General features: G+C 66.5%; 14 protein-coding genes and 1 riboswitch. Of the genes, 8 read left to right on the top strand and 6 right to left on the bottom strand.

Features of this window, described 5'->3' with window-relative positions; genetic code table 11:
- Nucleotides 1-267: 267 nt before the first annotated feature.
- The 4 genes from LKE06_RS04860 to LKE06_RS04845 all read left to right on the top strand — a co-directional run bounded on the left by LKE06_RS04860 (nt 268) and on the right by LKE06_RS04845 (nt 3,094).
- Nucleotides 268-723 carry an Rv0361 family membrane protein gene (locus LKE06_RS04860; protein ID WP_227997407.1) on the top strand — a complete coding sequence of 152 codons (456 nt, stop codon included), beginning with the start codon at nt 268-270 and terminating at the stop codon, nt 721-723.
- Between the two features lie 52 nt (nt 724-775).
- Nucleotides 776-892, top strand: a riboswitch (SAM riboswitch).
- A 14-nt stretch (nt 893-906) separates the two neighbouring features.
- Complete coding sequence (locus tag LKE06_RS04855) at nt 907-1,323, top strand: rhodanese-like domain-containing protein (protein WP_227997406.1); 417 nt, start codon at nt 907-909, stop codon at nt 1,321-1,323.
- Nucleotides 1,320-2,534: an O-succinylhomoserine sulfhydrylase gene (locus LKE06_RS04850; protein WP_227997405.1), complete on the top strand. Its 1,215-nt coding sequence runs from the start codon at nt 1,320-1,322 to the stop codon at nt 2,532-2,534. The genes LKE06_RS04855 and LKE06_RS04850 overlap by 4 nt, the downstream gene beginning before the upstream one ends.
- A 113-nt stretch (nt 2,535-2,647) precedes the next feature.
- Nucleotides 2,648-3,094, top strand: coding sequence for an RpiB/LacA/LacB family sugar-phosphate isomerase (locus tag LKE06_RS04845; RefSeq protein WP_227997404.1), 447 nt, complete (start codon nt 2,648-2,650; stop codon nt 3,092-3,094).
- A gap of 131 nt (nt 3,095-3,225) precedes the next feature.
- Here LKE06_RS04845 and LKE06_RS04840 read toward each other — a convergent pair whose 3' ends face one another.
- Complete coding sequence (locus LKE06_RS04840; RefSeq protein ID WP_255648816.1) at nt 3,226-3,981, bottom strand: HAD-IIA family hydrolase; 756 nt, start codon at nt 3,979-3,981, stop codon at nt 3,226-3,228.
- A gap of 278 nt (nt 3,982-4,259) precedes the next feature.
- On the opposite strand from LKE06_RS04840, the gene fgd reads away from it, so the two are divergent.
- Nucleotides 4,260-5,270: a glucose-6-phosphate dehydrogenase (coenzyme-F420) gene (gene fgd, locus LKE06_RS04835; RefSeq protein ID WP_227997402.1), complete on the top strand. Its 1,011-nt coding sequence runs from the start codon at nt 4,260-4,262 to the stop codon at nt 5,268-5,270.
- 31 nt (nt 5,271-5,301) lie between these two features.
- On the opposite strand, the gene LKE06_RS04830 is transcribed toward fgd, so the two are convergent.
- Nucleotides 5,302-5,808 (bottom strand): nitroreductase family deazaflavin-dependent oxidoreductase, encoded by a 507-nt coding sequence (locus LKE06_RS04830; protein ID WP_227997401.1) that lies wholly within the window; start codon nt 5,806-5,808, stop codon nt 5,302-5,304.
- Between the two features lie 142 nt (nt 5,809-5,950).
- Here LKE06_RS04830 and pta point away from each other — a divergent pair, with 142 nt between their 5' ends.
- Together pta and LKE06_RS04820 are read left to right on the top strand one after the other, a co-directional pair.
- On the top strand, nt 5,951-8,023 hold the full coding sequence (pta, locus tag LKE06_RS04825) for a phosphate acetyltransferase (RefSeq protein ID WP_227997400.1): 2,073 nt from the start codon (nt 5,951-5,953) through the stop codon (nt 8,021-8,023).
- A gap of 29 nt (nt 8,024-8,052) precedes the next feature.
- Nucleotides 8,053-9,264, top strand: coding sequence for an acetate kinase (locus LKE06_RS04820; protein ID WP_227997399.1), 1,212 nt, complete (start codon nt 8,053-8,055; stop codon nt 9,262-9,264).
- A gap of 42 nt (nt 9,265-9,306) precedes the next feature.
- Here LKE06_RS04820 and LKE06_RS04815 read toward each other — a convergent pair whose 3' ends face one another.
- Genes LKE06_RS04815 through LKE06_RS04805 form a run of 3 tightly spaced genes read right to left on the bottom strand, consistent with a single transcriptional unit; the run spans nt 9,307 to nt 14,018 of the window.
- Complete coding sequence (locus tag LKE06_RS04815; protein WP_227997398.1) at nt 9,307-11,676, bottom strand: serine/threonine-protein kinase PknG; 2,370 nt, start codon at nt 11,674-11,676, stop codon at nt 9,307-9,309.
- A 6-nt stretch (nt 11,677-11,682) separates the two neighbouring features.
- Nucleotides 11,683-12,651 carry a glutamate ABC transporter substrate-binding protein gene (locus LKE06_RS04810; RefSeq protein WP_227997397.1) on the bottom strand — a complete coding sequence of 323 codons (969 nt, stop codon included), beginning with the start codon at nt 12,649-12,651 and terminating at the stop codon, nt 11,683-11,685.
- Nucleotides 12,648-14,018: a GlnX family signal transduction membrane protein gene (locus LKE06_RS04805; RefSeq protein ID WP_227997396.1), complete on the bottom strand. Its 1,371-nt coding sequence runs from the start codon at nt 14,016-14,018 to the stop codon at nt 12,648-12,650. Before LKE06_RS04805 ends, LKE06_RS04810 begins: the two co-directional genes overlap by 4 nt.
- Nucleotides 14,019-14,134: 116 nt before the next feature.
- Between LKE06_RS04805 and LKE06_RS04800 the strand changes: the two genes are divergently transcribed.
- A complete protein-coding gene (locus tag LKE06_RS04800; protein ID WP_227997395.1) occupies nt 14,135-14,905 on the top strand; it encodes an NUDIX hydrolase in 771 nt (256 codons plus the stop codon).
- 41 nt (nt 14,906-14,946) lie between these two features.
- Here LKE06_RS04800 and thiE read toward each other — a convergent pair whose 3' ends face one another.
- Nucleotides 14,947-15,645 carry a thiamine phosphate synthase gene (gene thiE, locus LKE06_RS04795; protein ID WP_227997394.1) on the bottom strand — a complete coding sequence of 233 codons (699 nt, stop codon included), beginning with the start codon at nt 15,643-15,645 and terminating at the stop codon, nt 14,947-14,949.
- Nucleotides 15,646-15,671 lie beyond the last annotated feature (26 nt).

Raw genomic sequence — 15,671 nt, 5'->3', positions numbered from 1 at the left:
GTCTTAGCCTAGGCTAACTCGACGCACCGCTGTGACTGCATCCAGATCGGCTATGACAGTCACGCCGTAGTTTCGCGATTCTATCGGTGCTGTGAGGGGAGTCTCCGCGCCGGTGGCGCCGACGCGACTGGCCGCTACCCAGTGCCTACCCACCTCGCTGTCCAGGCTAACCGTGGTGCGCGAGGCCTGCGCCTCGATCCGGGGCTGAGTACCGCCGAGTTCGGGGGCGCGCGTCGGATAATGCCGCCGACCAGGGATCATCGTGGCATGAGCGATCAGCAACCCGGCGTCGAGGACGAAGTCATCACCGTCGACCAGACCGACTCCCGCTCCGCGTGGCCGTTCATCGTGGCCGCCGTGGTCGCGGCACTCGTGCTCGTCGCGGTGATCCTCGGCGGGGTGCTGTCACCGGCTGAGAAAAATGTCACAGAAGCCGACAAGATCGCGGCAGCGGTGCGTAACTACGCCGACGCTCGCGGCCGCACCGATGTCTCGCCGCCGCCAGGTGTGGCGTGCGTCGGATTCGACGAGCGCAAGTCGTCGCTGACACCGCAAGTGGGTGACCTGGAAACCGGAAAGGCAATCGAGATAACCGAAGTCAAGGATCCGATGGTCGACGGGGACCGGGCCAAGGCGACGGTGACCACGAAAATCGACGGCCACGAGGCCACCGGGACCTGGAGTCTGACCCGATCCGACGACAGGTGGCTCATCTGCAACTGAGCCGAATTCATTGTTTGACAGGTTGGCCCATACCCAGGCAATCTCAGAACCAGGTCATGAGAACCAGCGTCAAGCCCCGGCTTGCTGGTCGGCAACCCTCCTCCGCGGCGGGGTGCTCCGGGTGACGACCTGGCCGCGCACTGAAACCCAGGTGTGGCAAGAGCGGATTCACAGGAGGTCCACATGAGTTATGCCGGTGACATCACCCCGCAGCAGGCGTGGGAGTTGTTGCGCGACAACCCCGCAGCCGTTCTCGTCGACGTGCGGACCGAGGCGGAGTGGCGCTTCGTCGGTGTGCCGGACACGACGTCGATCGACCGGCCGACGCTGCTGATCGAGTGGGTCGACAGCAATGGCGCCCGCAACGGCGCGTTCGGCGAACAGCTCAGCGAGGCGCTGGACGGCCGTGAACCGGCGGCGCCGGTCGTCTTCCTGTGTCGCTCGGGTCAGCGTTCGGCGAACGCCGCGACCATCGCGACCGGCCTCGGGATCGAGCCGTCGTACAACGTGCTCGATGGCTTCGAAGGCGGACTCGACGAGTCCGGTCACCGCGGCGGCTCCGGCTGGCGCGCGCACGGCCTGCCCTGGCGGCAGTCATGATCACCGGCGGCGCCTTCGACCGGCCGCTGCCCCCGGACGTCGGCCCGGCGACCCTCGGTGTGCGAGGTGGCGTGCGGCGCTCCGGTTTCGAGGAAACCTCCGAGGCGCTGTATCTGACCTCCGGGTTCGTCTACGAGAGCGCCGAGGCCGCCGAGGCCGCGTTCACCGGTGAAGTCGAACATTTCGTCTACTCCCGTTACGGCAACCCGACGGTCGCCATGTTCGAGGAGCGGTTGCGCCTGATGGATGGAGCCGAAGCGTGTTTCGCGACCGCCAGCGGAATGGCGGCGGTATTCACCGCTCTCGGTGCGCTGCTGCGCGCCGGTGACCGACTTGTGGCCGCGCGCAGCCTATTCGGCTCATGCTTCGTGGTGTGCAACGAGATTCTGCCGCGTTGGGGTATCGAAACCGTTTTCGTCGACGGTGACGATCTGGACCAGTGGGAGCAGGCGCTGTCGGTGCCGACCCAGGCCGTCTTCTTCGAAACGCCCGCCAACCCCATGCAGACGCTGGTCGATGTCCGTAAGGTCACCGAACTAGCCCACGCCGCGGGCGCGAAAGTGGTGCTGGACAACGTCTTTGCCACCCCGCTACTACAGCGCGGTTTCGAGCTCGGCGCCGATGTGGTGGTGTATTCGGGAACCAAGCACATCGACGGCCAGGGCCGGGTGCTCGGTGGCGCCATCCTCGGCGCGCAGGACTATATCGACGGCCCGGTGAAAAACCTCATGCGTCATACCGGTCCCGCGCTGAGCCCGTTCAATGCGTGGACGCTGCTCAAGGGATTGGAAACCATGCCGCTTCGGGTCCGGCATTCGACCGCGGCGGCGTTACGGATCGCGGAATTCCTCGAGGGCAACAAGTCGGTCAGTTGGGTGAAATACCCCTTCCTGCAATCACATCCGCAGTATGCGCTGGCCACCGACCAGATGAGCGGTGGCGGCACCGTGGTCACCTTCGAGTTGAACGCGCCCGCCGACGAGGGCAAGAAGCGTGCCTTCGAGGTGCTCAACCGGTTGCGCGTCATCGACATCTCCAACAACCTCGGTGACGCCAAAACCCTCATCACTCACCCGGCCACGACAACCCACCGTGCCATGGGCCCCGAAGGCCGCGCGACCATCGGCTTGTCCGACGGCGTGGTCCGCGTCTCGGTCGGCCTCGAAGACGTGGAAGACCTGCTCGGCGACCTCGATCACGCCCTGAGCTGACCATCCGACGGGCGAGGTCGTGACACCGTCGCGATCCGGCCCGCCTCGATGCCTGCCCGGGTGGTCGGCATCGACCCCTTCGGTGTCCGGCTGTTGGTGTCTACGCTGGGTGTATGCGGATTTCGGTGGCTGCCGATGAGTGCGTCGGGGTGGCGAAAAAGCTGGTCAAGGAGTTACGTCGGCGCGGTTTCGAGACGATCGCGCACGGTGCGTTGTCCGATACCGAACGCGATGACTGGGCGTGGGCCAGTGCCGCCGCGGCGCGTGATGTCGTCGAGGGACGGGCTGATCAGGCGATCGTGTGCTGCTGGACCGGGACCGGGGCGTCGATGGCGGCGAACAAGGTCGCCGGGGTCAGGGCCGCGCTGTGCGGGGATGCCGCCACGGCCGCTGGTGCTCGCAAGTGGAACGACGCGAATGTTCTCGCGCTGAGCCTGCGTACGACCTCCGGCGCGGTACTGGCCGAAATTCTGGATGCCTGGTTCGGTGCGGTAGCGAGTGTCGAACCGGATGACCGCGCCAATATCGCGCATCTGTCGAAGATCGAGCGCGGCCACTGAGCTACCGCCGCATACCGGCCACAAGTGAAAGGCCTACGGCCGCGGTGGTGATGGTGCGGTCGGCGGATCGCGTCGCGCGTAGCCGAATAGGCGAGCGCTGCGTGTGAGATCTCGGAGGTAGCTCGTGGCGATCAGCCGAACGGCGTGCCGGTCCGGCCGACGAGATCGGCGACAGAATCGACCACAAGCGTTGGCCGATAAGGGAATTGCTCGACGGACTCGCGGGTGGATATGCCGGTGGTTACCAGCACCGTTCGCATACCCGCCTCCAGGCCGGCGATGACATCGGTGTCCATCCGATCGCCGATCATGACCGTCGATTGCGAATGCGCGCCGATCCGGCGCAGCGCCGAGCGCATCATCAGCGGGTTCGGTTTGCCGACGTAATACGGGTCCTTGCCGGTCGCGCGGGTGATCAGCGCGGCCACCGAGCCGGTCGCGGGAAGCAGACCGTCGCGCGAGGGGCCGGTCGCGTCGGGATTGGTGGCAATGAACCGTGCGCCACGCTCCACCAGGCGGATCGCCGTCGTGATCGCCTCGAAGGAGTAGGTGCGGGTCTCGCCGAGCACCACGTAGTCGGGGTCGCTGTCGGTCAGCACATAACCGATTTCGTGCAATGCGGTGGTGAGCCCGGATTCGCCGACCACATAGGCGGTTCCATTGGGGCGCTGGTCGTTGAGGAAGGTCGCGGTGGCCAGCGCGGAGGTCCAGATCGCCTCCTCGGGAATATCGAGCCCGGTGTGGCGCAGGCGTGCCTGTAGGTCGCGTGGGGTGCGAATGGAGTTGTTGGTGAGCACCAGGAACGGTGTCCCGTTGTCGCGCAACTCGGCCAGGAACTTATCGGCACCAGGGACCAGGTGATCCTCGTGTACCAAGACCCCATCCATATCGGTGAGGTAAGACAGGATCGGTTCGTTATTGGCGGTCACCAGACAATTGTCCGCTATCGCGGCCCCGCAGTCGGTTCCGGTGCGAATCGTCGTGTGCATGTGCTCATGTCGAGGGCCGCTGACTATGGTCGAGGTGAGGCCGTGTGAGGAGTGCGCGCGGGAACGCCCGCGCCGCCGTTTCGGTTGCATGAAGGTGCGGTCGCGATCCTCATACGGCCGACGGTGTGCGGAACTCCCGCACGGGTCCGTTGAGCGAAGCGACAGGAGAGACGCATATGGGTGATCTCAAGCTCGGATATAAGGCGTCGGCAGAACAATTCGGGCCGCGCGAACTGGTCGAAATCGCGGTACTCGCCGAAGAACACGGACTCGACAGTGCCTCGGTCAGTGACCATTTCCAGCCGTGGCGCCACGAAGGCGGCCACGCACCGTTCTCGCTGGCGTGGATGGCCGCGGTCGGTGAGCGCACCAAGCGCATCCAACTCGGCACCTCGGTGCTCACCCCCACCTTCCGCTACAACCCGGCCGTCATCGCGCAGGCATTCGCCACCATGGGTTGTCTGTACCCGGATCGGATCATGCTCGGCGTCGGCACCGGCGAGGCGCTCAACGAGATCGCCACCGGCTACACCGGTGAATGGCCGGATTTCAAGGAGCGTTTCGCCAGGCTGCGCGAGGCGGTCGAGTTGATGCGGGCCCTGTGGACCGGTGATCGCGTCGACTACGACGGCCAGTACTACCGCACCGTCGGCGCCTCGATCTACGACGTACCCAAGGCCGGCATCCCCGTGTACATCGCCGCGGGTGGACCGGTTGTCGCCCGCTACGCCGGTCGCGCCGGTGACGGTTTCATCTGCACCTCCGGTAAGGGCATGGAGCTCTATACCGAGAAGCTGATGCCCGCGGTCGCGGAGGGGGCGGCCAAGATGGGGCGCACCGTTACCGACATCGACCGGATGATCGAAATCAAGATCTCCTACGATACCGATCCCGAACTGGCGCTACAGAACACTCGCTTCTGGGCCCCGCTGTCGCTGACCCCGGAACAGAAGCACGACATCACCGACCCGATCGAAATGGAAGCCGCCGCCGACGCGCTGCCTATCGAGCAGATCGCCAAGCGTTGGATCGTCGCCAGCGACCCCGACGCCGCCGTCGACCTCATCAAGCCCTACCTCGACGCCGGCCTCAACCACCTGGTCTTCCATGCCCCCGGCCACGACCAGCGCCGCTTCCTCGACCTGTTCCAACGCGATCTGGCCCCCCGCCTGCGCGCCCTCTCATAACCCACGCCGACCAGTGGCACACGGGGCGGGGTCAGGCGCGGGTCAGCGCGAAGATGCGTAGGTCGCGGGTGGTGCGGGAGCGGTAGGCGTCGTAGGCCCCGGTGACTTCCACGAAACGGGCGAAGACGGCGTCCTTCTCGGCGGCCGGGATCGGGGTCGCTTGGACCGGGATGCGTTCGCCCGCGATTGCGACGGTGGCCGATGGGGTCGCCAGGAGGTTGGCGGTCCAGGCCGGGTGCCTGGCCTGGCCGAAATTGCTGCCGATCACGTAGAGGGTGTCGCCGTCGTGCACATACAGCAGGGGCTGGGTGCGGGGCTGGCCACTTTTGCGGCCGGTGGTGGTCAGCAGGATGACGGGTGCGCCGATCGGGCCGAGCACCGTGTATTTCGCGTCGGTACGCTCGAGCAGCGCGCGATCGAGCGGAGTGATCGTCCGGATGAGCCATGAACCGGGCTTGGTCGCGGCGAACTTATTCGCCGCGCGGGACAGAGAATTGGTGCGTGAACCCCATTGCCGGTTCGGGAACTGCTCAGCCATGCCGGGACTATATCGGGCGCCGCCGCCCTGATCGGCTTTCGGAGCCGATGGCTACCCGGCGGTAGCGTTTCTCGAGATTTCACCGGTGATGACGGTCTCGCTACCCGGTTACGGTTGCCGCTTGTTCACTAAGCTCTCGGTCATGGCCGATTCCGCACCATCCGCTGTGTACATCGCGTCTCCGGAGGGGGACACCGGAAAATCGACGGTGGCACTCGGCATGCTCCAGATGTTGTGCGCGACCACCGCTCGGGTCGGTGTGTTCCGGCCGATCACCCGCTCCACCATCGAGCCCGATTACATTCTGGAGCTGCTGCTCGAGCACAGCACCGCCGATATCGACTACGCGCAGGCCATCGGCGTCACCTATGAGCAGGTGCATGCCGATCCCGATGCGGCGATCAGCGAGATCGTCATGCGATTCCACGAGGTCGCCAAGGTGTGCGACATCGTCGTGGTGGTCGGCAGCGACTACACCGATGTGGCCAGCCCCAGCGAGCTGCGCTTCAACGCCAGGATCGCGGTCAACCTCGGCGCACCCGTGCTGCTGGTGGTGCGCGGCTCGGGCCGCACCCCGCAAGAGGTAGGTCATCTCGCGCAACTGTGTGCGCACGAACTGGCCCTCGAGCACGCGCAACTGGTCGCGATCATCGCTAACCGCTGCGATCCGGACCTCCTCGGCGAGGTCGGCGATGCGTTGCGGGTGGTCGATGTACCGTCCTGGACGCTGCCGGAGGTGCCGCTGCTGATGGCGCCGACCATGGCCGAACTGTGTACCGCGATAGACGGCGAAATGTACAGCGGCGACCCGGAATTGCTGCACCGCGAGGCGCTGAAGATCATGGTCGGTGGCATGACGGCCGAACACATTCTGGAGCGGCTCGTGGACGGCGTCGTGGTGATCGCGCCGGGCGACCGTCCGGACGTGCTGCTCAGCGTGGTGAATGCGCATGAGGCGGAAGGATTTCCGTCGCTGTCGGGCATCATCATGAATGGCGGGATGCTGCCCCATCCCGCCGTGGCCAGGCTGATGCACGGGCTGAAGCCGAAGCTGCCGATTCTCACCACCGCGCTCGGCACCTACGACACCGCCAGTGCCGCCTACCGCACCCGCGGGCGCATGTCGGCGGGTAGTCCGCGCAAAGTCGACACCGCGCTGGCTCTGATGGAGCAGCGGGTCGATGCCGTGGAGTTGTTGCGGCGCATCGAGGTTCCGCGCAGCTCGGTGGTCACGCCGCAGATGTTCGAATACCAGCTCATCGAGCGGGCGCGCGCCGACCACAAGCGCATCGTGCTGCCCGAGGGCGGCGACGATCGCATTCTGCGGGCGGCCGGACGGGTGTTGCAGCGCAAGATCGCGGATCTGATCATCCTCGGCGACGAGACGACCATTCGCGCTCGCGCCGCCGAACTCGGTGTCGATCTCGCCGCCGCGCAGGTACTGGACCCGGTGACGTCGGGCTATCTCGATGATTTCGCGAAGGAATACGCGCAACTGCGCGCGCACAAGGGGATGACCGTCGAGCGTGCCCGCGAAACCATGACCGACATCTCGTATTTCGGCACCATGATGGTTCACCGGGGGATCGCCGACGGCATGGTGTCGGGTGCCGCGCACACCACCGCGCACACCATCCGGCCGTCGTTCGAGATCATCAAGACCACGCCGGGAGTTTCCACGGTATCCAGCGTTTTCCTGATGTGCCTGGCTGACCGGGTGCTCGCCTACGGAGACTGCGCGGTCGTCCCCGATCCGACGTCGGACCAACTGTCGGATATCGCGATCTCCTCGGCGGCCACGGCGGCTCGCTTCGGCATCGACCCACGGGTGGCGATGCTGTCGTATTCGACCGGTGCGTCCGGCAGTGGCGCGGATGTGGACAAGGTGCGCGTCGCGACCAAATTGGTCCGCGAACGCGAACCAGAACTGTTGGTGGAGGGCCCGATTCAGTACGACGCGGCCATCGAACCGACCGTCGCGACCACCAAGCTCCCCGATTCCGAGGTCGCCGGTCGCGCGACGGTGTTCGTGTTCCCCGATCTCAATACCGGCAACAACACTTACAAGGCGGTGCAGCGCAGCGCGGGCGCGGTCGCGGTCGGTCCGGTACTACAGGGGCTGCGCAAGCCGGTCAACGATCTTTCGCGCGGTGCGTTGGTCGCCGATATCGTCAATACGGTGGCGATCACCGCGATTCAGGCGCAGGAGCAGTGATGGGATGCGTCGGTATGGCAGGAGGTGTCATGAGCGGCAAGAGCGATGATCTGGTGCTGGTGATCAATTCCGGCTCGTCGTCGATCAAATATCAACTGCTGGACCCGGAGTCGAGTGCCATCGCGGCTTCCGGGATGGTCGATCGGATCGGCGAACCGAATTCGGGAATCGAGCATCACGCCGAGGGGCGAACCGTCGAGCACCATGGCCCGATCGCCGACCACACCACGGGGCTGAAACTCGTCTTCGATATGTTCGCCGAAACCGGGCAGGACTTGGCCGGTGCGGGCGTGCGCGCGGTCGGGCACCGGGTGGTGCACGGTGGCGAGGTGTTCTATCGGCCGACGCTCATCGACGACTCCGTACTGGCTGCGATCTCCGAGCTGTCTTCGCTTGCACCACTGCACAATCCGGCGAATGTGGCGGGCATTGTGAGTGCGCGCAAGTTGCTGCCGGACGTACCGCAGGTCGCGGTATTCGATACCGCCTTCTTCCATGGCCTGCCCGACGCCGCCAAAACCTACGCCATCGATGCGAAAGTTGCTGCCGCGCAGGGTATTCGGAAATACGGTTTCCACGGGACCTCACACGAATACGTCGCGGGCGCGGTCGCGCGGCTGCTCGATCGTGATCGGCTGGAAGTGAATCAGATTGTCTTCCACCTCGGTAACGGCGCCTCGGCCTCCGCGATCAGGGGCGGGCATCCCATCGACACCACCATGGGACTGACCCCGCTGGAGGGGCTGGTGATGGGGACCAGGCCCGGCGACCTCGACCCCGGCATCGTGCCCCATCTGATGCGCTCGGCTCACCTGGACATCGACCAGGTCGACGAGCTGTTGAACCGGCACTCGGGCCTCAAGGGACTTTCTGGCGTCAATGACTTCCGTGAACTGCAACGGCTCATCGACGCGGGCGACGACGCCTCGCGGCTGGCATACGAGGTCTACATTCACCGCCTGCGCCGCTACCTCGGCGCCTACCTCATCGAACTCGACCGCGTCGACGCGATCACTTTCACCGCCGGTGTCGGCGAGAACAGCCCGCAGGTTCGCGCCGACGCGCTCGCCGGCCTTTCCCGCTTCGGCATCGAGGTAGATCCGGCGCTCAACACCGCGAAAAGCCGTGTAGCCCGGCATATTTCGACACCCGGTTCCGAGATCGCGGTGCTGGTGGTGCCGACCAATGAGGAACTGGCGATCGCGCGCGCCGCCCACCGGATCGTTGCCGCCGATGGGTAGCGCGATCAGCTGCGCGCGGCAGCCGAGCGGGCCGGTCGGCGCTCAGATCCAGGTCTTGGCGCGGATGGCGTTTGCGAGGTCGACCAGCGCGTAGCGGTGTTTGCGGTTGGGGGCGTGGCGGGCCAGTGCGCGTAGGCCGGATTCGGTGCCGTCACGCAGGTCGCGTTCGGTGAAGGGGGCATCAAAGAGCCTGGCGTCGGGCTGTTCGGGAGTGTTGCCCGCTTGCAGCCAGGCCAGTGCGGCGCCGAGGGTGAGGACGCGCAGTTGGACGGCGCGGCTTTCCCCGCTCGGCAGCGCGGATACGCGGGATGCGGCGATGTGCAGCGTCGATTCGTCGAGTTCGGCCACCGGTGCGGCGGTGAGCAGCAGTAGCACCGCCGTCATGCGTGCGGTTGTGTAATTACGCGCGGCGGCGGGCACCTCGTCGAGGGCGCGCACTGCCTCGGTGACCCGGTCGGCCGCGGAAAGCTGCCTGGCCAACCCGAATGCGGCGCTCACCACCGCTCGATCGGTGCGCCATACGGTGTCGTAGAAGGTCTCGCAGTAGGCATGCCACTGGTCCGGGGCCTCGGAATCCCATTGTTGCAGAATCAGTTCCGCGGTAGCGGCGAGCGCGAGTTTCGGCGCGATCTCACCGGGCAGCACCCGAAGCACCTCGTCGAAACTGGCGAATGCCTGCTCGTATTCCAGCTCGAGCAGCTTGGCCTGGCCGGTGAACCAGTCGACACGCCAGTCGTGATCGGCGTGCACCTGCGAGAGCAGTCGCAAGACCGCCGCCCAATCACCCAGGTCCAGGCAGGCGCGCGCCTCGGCGAGGGTCAACTCCAGATCCAGTGTCCGCGGCGCGTTGTCGGGATCGGTCGCGGCGCGCTCGCGCGTGTCGTCGAGCGCTTCGATGACCTGTTTCGGGTCCGGGTGCGTCGCCGCGGCGAGCAGCGGCGCGGACTGATCGGTCGGGTCGATGAGCGGAACCGGTAGTGCCGCAGCGACATCAGCGGCTTGTAGTTGATTGCTGCGAGCGATGCCGTCGGCATAGGCGTCGGTCTGGCTGATCAGTTCCTCGGTGCCGAAGCTGGCGCGCTGTGGACTGAATACCGTTGACAGCTGCGGGTGTTCGTCGCCGGTCTCCATCGCCAGAATCTCCCGCAGCACGCCCGCCAGCTGCGCGGACATGGCACGAGCGGAGGGGAATCGGTGCGCGGGATCGGGGTCGGTCGCCGAGAGCAACAGCCGGTGGAAGAACTCGTGCCTGGCGAGTACGGGATGCTGGGCGGGATCGGGGATTCCATCGAGATAACGGCCCTGGTCCATCGGCATGTTCAGTGTCAGCACCGCGAGTGTCCGCCCGACGGTGTAGATATCCGACGCCACGGTCGGTCCGGTCCTGGGGATCTCAGGAGCCTGGAAACCCCTGGTGCCGTACAGGTTTCCGTACGCTTCGACGGTCGCGACCGCGCCGAGGTCGATCAGCTTCACCTGGTCATCGGTGACCATGATGTTGTCGGGCTTGAGATCGTTGTAGGTCAACCCGATCGAATGTAGGTATTCCAGCGCGGGCAGGATTTCCAGCAGGTAGGCGATCGCCTCGGGCACCGGCATGCGCTGCGGGCGTGGATAGGTGTCGAGTATGTCGCGCAACGAGCGACCCCCGACGTACTCCATGACGATGTAGCCGGTGGGCTCCCCGTCCGGACCGGTGTGCTCGACGAAGTTGTGGATCTTGACGATGCTGGGATGCGCTACCTCGGCGAGGAATTGGCGTTCGGCGACCGCCACTGCCTGGGCTTCGGCATCACCGGTGTGCAGAAGTCCTTTGAGCACCACCCAGCGGTCGCTGACATTGCGATCGACCGCCAGATAGATCCAACCGAGCCCGCCGTGCGCAAGACACCCCTGGATCTCGTACTGGTTCGACACCAGGTCACCGGGGTGTAGCGAGGGACGGAAATCATAAGGAGCACCGCAGGTTTCGCAGGTACCGCTGGTCGTCGCCGGATAGACGGCGGTGGCCCGTCCGACCGGGTTGCCGCAGCGCCAGCAAAACCGCCTGCCCTCGGAGACAACCGGATCGGTGAGCACGGCGGCCAGCGGATCGGCGGGCGCGATCGTCGGGATCGGGACCAAACCGGCACCGAGCTTGCGCACCGTCGGTCGTGAGCGGACAGTGCGCACGCTGCGACCCGAGGTGCGCACCGTGGCACCGGAGGTTGCCGCCGCGTCCGGGCGTCGGGTTCCGACGGTGAATTCGGCCGCCGCGGTGCCCGTGGCCGTCGCGGTGGTTTCCGGGGGCAGGTTTTCATCGGTCGCGGGCCGCGGTTGGCTCACCGGGGGGATGGGTTGCGTGCCCGAATCGTCGTCCGCCGTGGCGGAATCGGCGGAATCGTCATGGTCGGCGCTGTGCTGCGCGGTCATCGCTGGTCAGTCCTGATAGGTCGGTGCGGGCGGCCCCGGCGAGGGGCCGAGGGCGCTCAGCCACTGCTGGTAGATGTGATCCCAGGTTCCATCGGCCCTGATCCGGTCGAGTGTTCCGTTCACGAAGCGCACCAGATCGTCATTGCCCTTGGAGATTCCGATGCCATAGGGCTCGACGCTGATGCTGCCGCCGACCAGTTCGGTGTAGGGGTCCTGTTCGGCGAGTCCGGCGAGGATCGCGTCGTCGGTGCTCACCGCGTCAACCTGTCGCTGTTGCAGAACCACCAGGCAATCGGCCCAGGTCGGCACCGTGAGAATGGTTGCGGCGGGCTGGTCATGGCGGATTCGGTCCAGCGAGGTGGTGCCGCGCACGACGCACACCCGCTTGCCCGCCAGATCACCGATGCCGTTGATCCCCGAATCTTTTACCGCGAGCACCCGCTGATTGGCCCGCAGGTACACCGTTGAGAACGAAACCCGCTGCCGCCGTTCGCAGGTGACGGTCATGGTCTTGGCCACCAGGTCGACGGTGTGGTCCTGTAGCGCCTGCTCCCGATCGGCCGAACCGAGGCTGCGGTATTCGACCAGGTCGGGGCTGCCGAGTAGGTCGCGCGCGACCTCGCGGGCGATATCGGCGTCGAAGCCGACGATGGTGCCGCTGATCGGATCACGGAAGCTGAACAGGTTGCTGCCGGTATCCAATCCGACCAATAGCCTGCCACGGGCGCGGATCGAATCGATATTCGGCCCGCCCGCTCCGGTCGGCCGCAGGCTGGCCGTCGGATCGCCGCACGGCGGTTCGACCTGCGGTGTTATCGGCGAATCCGGTAGCACCGGAACCACTTTCGCGGGCAGCGGTGGCTCGGTGTAGTGCACCGTCTCGGGAGCGGCCGTCGAATCGGATTGGCTCGAACAGCCGCCGGCGAAGACCAGCGCAATGATCGAAGCGGCGACAATGCCGCGGGTCGATTTCATCTATACTCCAGCAGCCGAGGCCAGATTCCGATCCCGACCGCGCCCGCGGCCAGAATGCCGAGCACCATCGCGCCCGGAGCCAGGAAGTCGAGTACGCGGGCAGCCTGAGAAATATTGCCGCGCAACGTTGCCCGAGTTTCGGTGAGGGCATTGCCGAGCGCGGTGTCGAGCGCGTCGACCTGGGCCGCGGCATCCGCCGCGCCGGGACCGGTCGCCGCCGTGCCCGCGCCGATGAAATCGCCGCGTGCGAGGCTGTCGTTCATCCGTTCGTGCGCCGCTCGCCAACGATCCAGTGCGGCACGGGCAGTCGCGACATCGGTGCTGGCGGGTGCGTGCGTCGGATAGCCGTCGAGCAGTTCGCCGAGTCGGTTGACGCTGTCGTCGTAGGTTCGGTCGTAGTCGCCGGTCGCGTCGCGGCGCACCAGCTTCAGTGTTTCCGCGGACCTGGCCTGCTGGGTCAGAATCCGGCTCTCGGTCAATCGCGAGGCGGGCACCGCGGCGCCATCGCGGCCCCGGATCATCGATGTCGCCGATACCGATCCGGCAATCACCGTCCACGCCAACAGGACCAGCATCGCGCTCGCGGCGAGTAGCAGTCCCGGATTGATCACCCGATGCCAGCGCTTGGCCAGCTCGACCTGCATCCACACCAACGCGACCAGGGCGAGCATCAGCACCATGACCGCGGGCCACGGCGGCCGGACGTGGTTACGCTGCGCCGCGTCAACCGCCCCCGAGCGGTGGTCCTCGAGTTCCTGGGCCATCAGTAGCAATGAGGTCTGCATCTGGTTAGAAGCTTCGCTCAAATACGCCGCGCCGACCGGGTATCCGATGCGATTGTTCGCACGCGCGCTTTCGATGACGCCCGCGTACACCGGCAGCCCGGTGGCGATACCCGTGCGCAGCCTGGCGTCGGGATCGGTTGTCTGGTCGGCATTGCCCGACTGGATCACCAGTTCCGCGGCGGCCTCACCGAGCGCCTGACTGTATCTATTACGCACCGCCTCCGGCTCCAGGCCGCCCGCGATGAACGCGGTGCTCGCGGCGGCGTCGGCGACCGAAAGCGAGGTGTAGAGGCGCTGGGCGGATTGCGCGTCCGGCTCGGTGTCGGCCAGCAGCACATCGAGTCCATGCTGGCGATCGCTGACGGTTTCCGCGGTCACCGAACCCGCCGCCAGACATAGACCGATGAGAATCAGCCCGATGCCGATGAGCCTGCCCGGCGAGGAATACACGAACGACCGCAAGTTGGCTGGGTCGAGCCGTTCACGTATCGCCGCAGTACGAGGGACACCGACATGCTTTCGCACCGGCTCGTCGGCTACCGGCGGTGGCAGCTCGGCTGCCGCCTGCTCGGTGCGAGCCATGTCCAACCTCCCGCTCTGGGACGCGGTGTTCGCGCCTTGTTGGAGTTTATTGTGGTCTTACCGGAGCCGTGGCGTGTGAAACACCCCACCACGGCTGGATGAGGATGGGTTGGCAGATGCGTGGTGACGGTGACGGGTGGTCGCGCGACCCGGATGGCGTGCGGCATTGGGGTCGTTTCGGGGCCGCCGGGTTGTTGCTTCGAGCACCGCTCGCGGGCGGTGGTTCCGTGGTGTTGTTGCAGCATCGCGCGCCATGGAGCCATCAGGGCGGCACCTGGGCGCTGCCGGGCGGCGCCCGCGACAGCCACGAGACCCCGGTGCACGCGGCGGTGCGCGAGGCGTGGGAGGAGGCCGGTATCGAGGCCGCCGATGTGACCGTGCGCGGCGAGCGGGTTACCGCGTCCGCGGTGAGCGGCTGGACCTACGTCACGGTGGTCGCCGATGCCGTCATCGCCTTGCCGACCAGCCGAAACCGGGAAAGCACCGCGCTGGCCTGGGTGCCGGAAGACGAGGTCGCCGCCCGCTCGTTGCATCCCGGCTTCGCCGCTTCCTGGCCGTCGCTGCGCGCGGCACCCGCCCGGGTGTGCCTGGACGATATCGCGGACATCACCGCGATAGCCGCCGCGCTGCCGCGCACCGTCGACCTGGCCGACGAGGGTTTCGTCTGGCTGCACACCGAACCCGGCGGGCCGGGCGGTTGCGCGCGAATCGTCGATCCGGTTTCGGTCGAGGCGACCGTAGTGGGCGCTGAGCCATCGAATAGCGCTGAGCCATCGAATAGCGCTGAGCCCTCGGACAGTGTTGAGCCCTCGCACAGCGCTGAGCCCACGGATGCCGTGGCGGCCGATCCGATCCTCGCGCTCACCCGCGTGCAGGTACTGTCCTGACCGTTCGACGACCGGATGGCGGCGGCCGATGTCGCGGCAGATCAAGAGTTTTCGAGCAGCGCGGACTTGAGTTCGCGCGCCGCCGCCTCGGGATCACGTGCCTCGGTGATAGCCCGCACGACGACCACGCGGTTGGCGCCTGCGGCCAGCACCTCCGGTAGCCGTCCGATATCGATGCCACCGATGGCGAACCACGGGCGAATGGGGTGCGCGTCCGCGGTGGAGCGCACCAGGTCGAGACCTGCGGCCTGGCGGCCCGGTTTGGTCGGGGTCGTCCACACCGGTCCGGTGCAGAAATAGTCGGTGTGCTCCTCGATCGCGGCAAGTCCCGCCTGCGCGCGATTGTGGGTGGAACGCCCGATCACCACGTCCGGCCCGAGGATCCGGCGGGCATACCAGGGCGGCAGGTCACCCTGGCCGACGTGCAGCACGTCCGCGCCCGCCGCCAATGCCAGATCGGCGCGATCGTTCACCGCCAGCAGGGCGCCATGTCTGCGCGCGGCCGCCTTGAGTTCGGCCAGCGCGCCCAGCTCTGACTTGGCCTCGAGTGGACCGAATTTCGCTTCGCCCGGTGAGCCCTTGTCCCTGAGCTGAATGATGTCGACACCGCCCGCGAGCGCCGCCTCGGCGAACTTGGCTAGATCGCCCTTCTCCCGGCGGGCATCGGTGCAGAGATATAGCCGCGCGGTCGCCAGGCGCTGCCTGGGGGACAGGGACCGGTACGGATGGGAGGGTTGCACGCCCTCGACCGTAGCCGCGCTACCGT

This window comes from Nocardia australiensis (genome assembly GCF_020733705.1).
Taxonomy (GTDB): domain Bacteria; phylum Actinomycetota; class Actinomycetes; order Mycobacteriales; family Mycobacteriaceae; genus Nocardia; species Nocardia australiensis.
Note: the sequence above shows the minus strand (reverse complement) of the source record. Positions and strands in the feature narration are given on the sequence as shown.

Coding starts and splice junctions, on each gene's coding strand:
- LKE06_RS04850 (WP_227997405.1), top strand. CDS start 1,320: ATGATCACCGGCGGCGCCTTCGACCGGCCGCTGCCCCCGGACGTCGGC.
- LKE06_RS04820 (WP_227997399.1), top strand. CDS start 8,053: ATGAGCGGCAAGAGCGATGATCTGGTGCTGGTGATCAATTCCGGCTCG.
- pta (WP_227997400.1), top strand. CDS start 5,951: ATGGCCGATTCCGCACCATCCGCTGTGTACATCGCGTCTCCGGAGGGG.
- fgd (WP_227997402.1), top strand. CDS start 4,260: ATGGGTGATCTCAAGCTCGGATATAAGGCGTCGGCAGAACAATTCGGG.
- LKE06_RS04860 (WP_227997407.1), top strand. CDS start 268: ATGAGCGATCAGCAACCCGGCGTCGAGGACGAAGTCATCACCGTCGAC.
- LKE06_RS04855 (WP_227997406.1), top strand. CDS start 907: ATGAGTTATGCCGGTGACATCACCCCGCAGCAGGCGTGGGAGTTGTTG.
- LKE06_RS04805 (WP_227997396.1), bottom strand. CDS start 14,018: ATGGCTCGCACCGAGCAGGCGGCAGCCGAGCTGCCACCGCCGGTAGCC.
- LKE06_RS04815 (WP_227997398.1), bottom strand. CDS start 11,676: ATGACCGCGCAGCACAGCGCCGACCATGACGATTCCGCCGATTCCGCC.
- LKE06_RS04840 (WP_255648816.1), bottom strand. CDS start 3,981: ATGGATGGGGTCTTGGTACACGAGGATCACCTGGTCCCTGGTGCCGAT.
- LKE06_RS04800 (WP_227997395.1), top strand. CDS start 14,135: ATGCGTGGTGACGGTGACGGGTGGTCGCGCGACCCGGATGGCGTGCGG.
- LKE06_RS04845 (WP_227997404.1), top strand. CDS start 2,648: ATGCGGATTTCGGTGGCTGCCGATGAGTGCGTCGGGGTGGCGAAAAAG.
- LKE06_RS04830 (WP_227997401.1), bottom strand. CDS start 5,808: ATGGCTGAGCAGTTCCCGAACCGGCAATGGGGTTCACGCACCAATTCT.
- LKE06_RS04810 (WP_227997397.1), bottom strand. CDS start 12,651: ATGAAATCGACCCGCGGCATTGTCGCCGCTTCGATCATTGCGCTGGTC.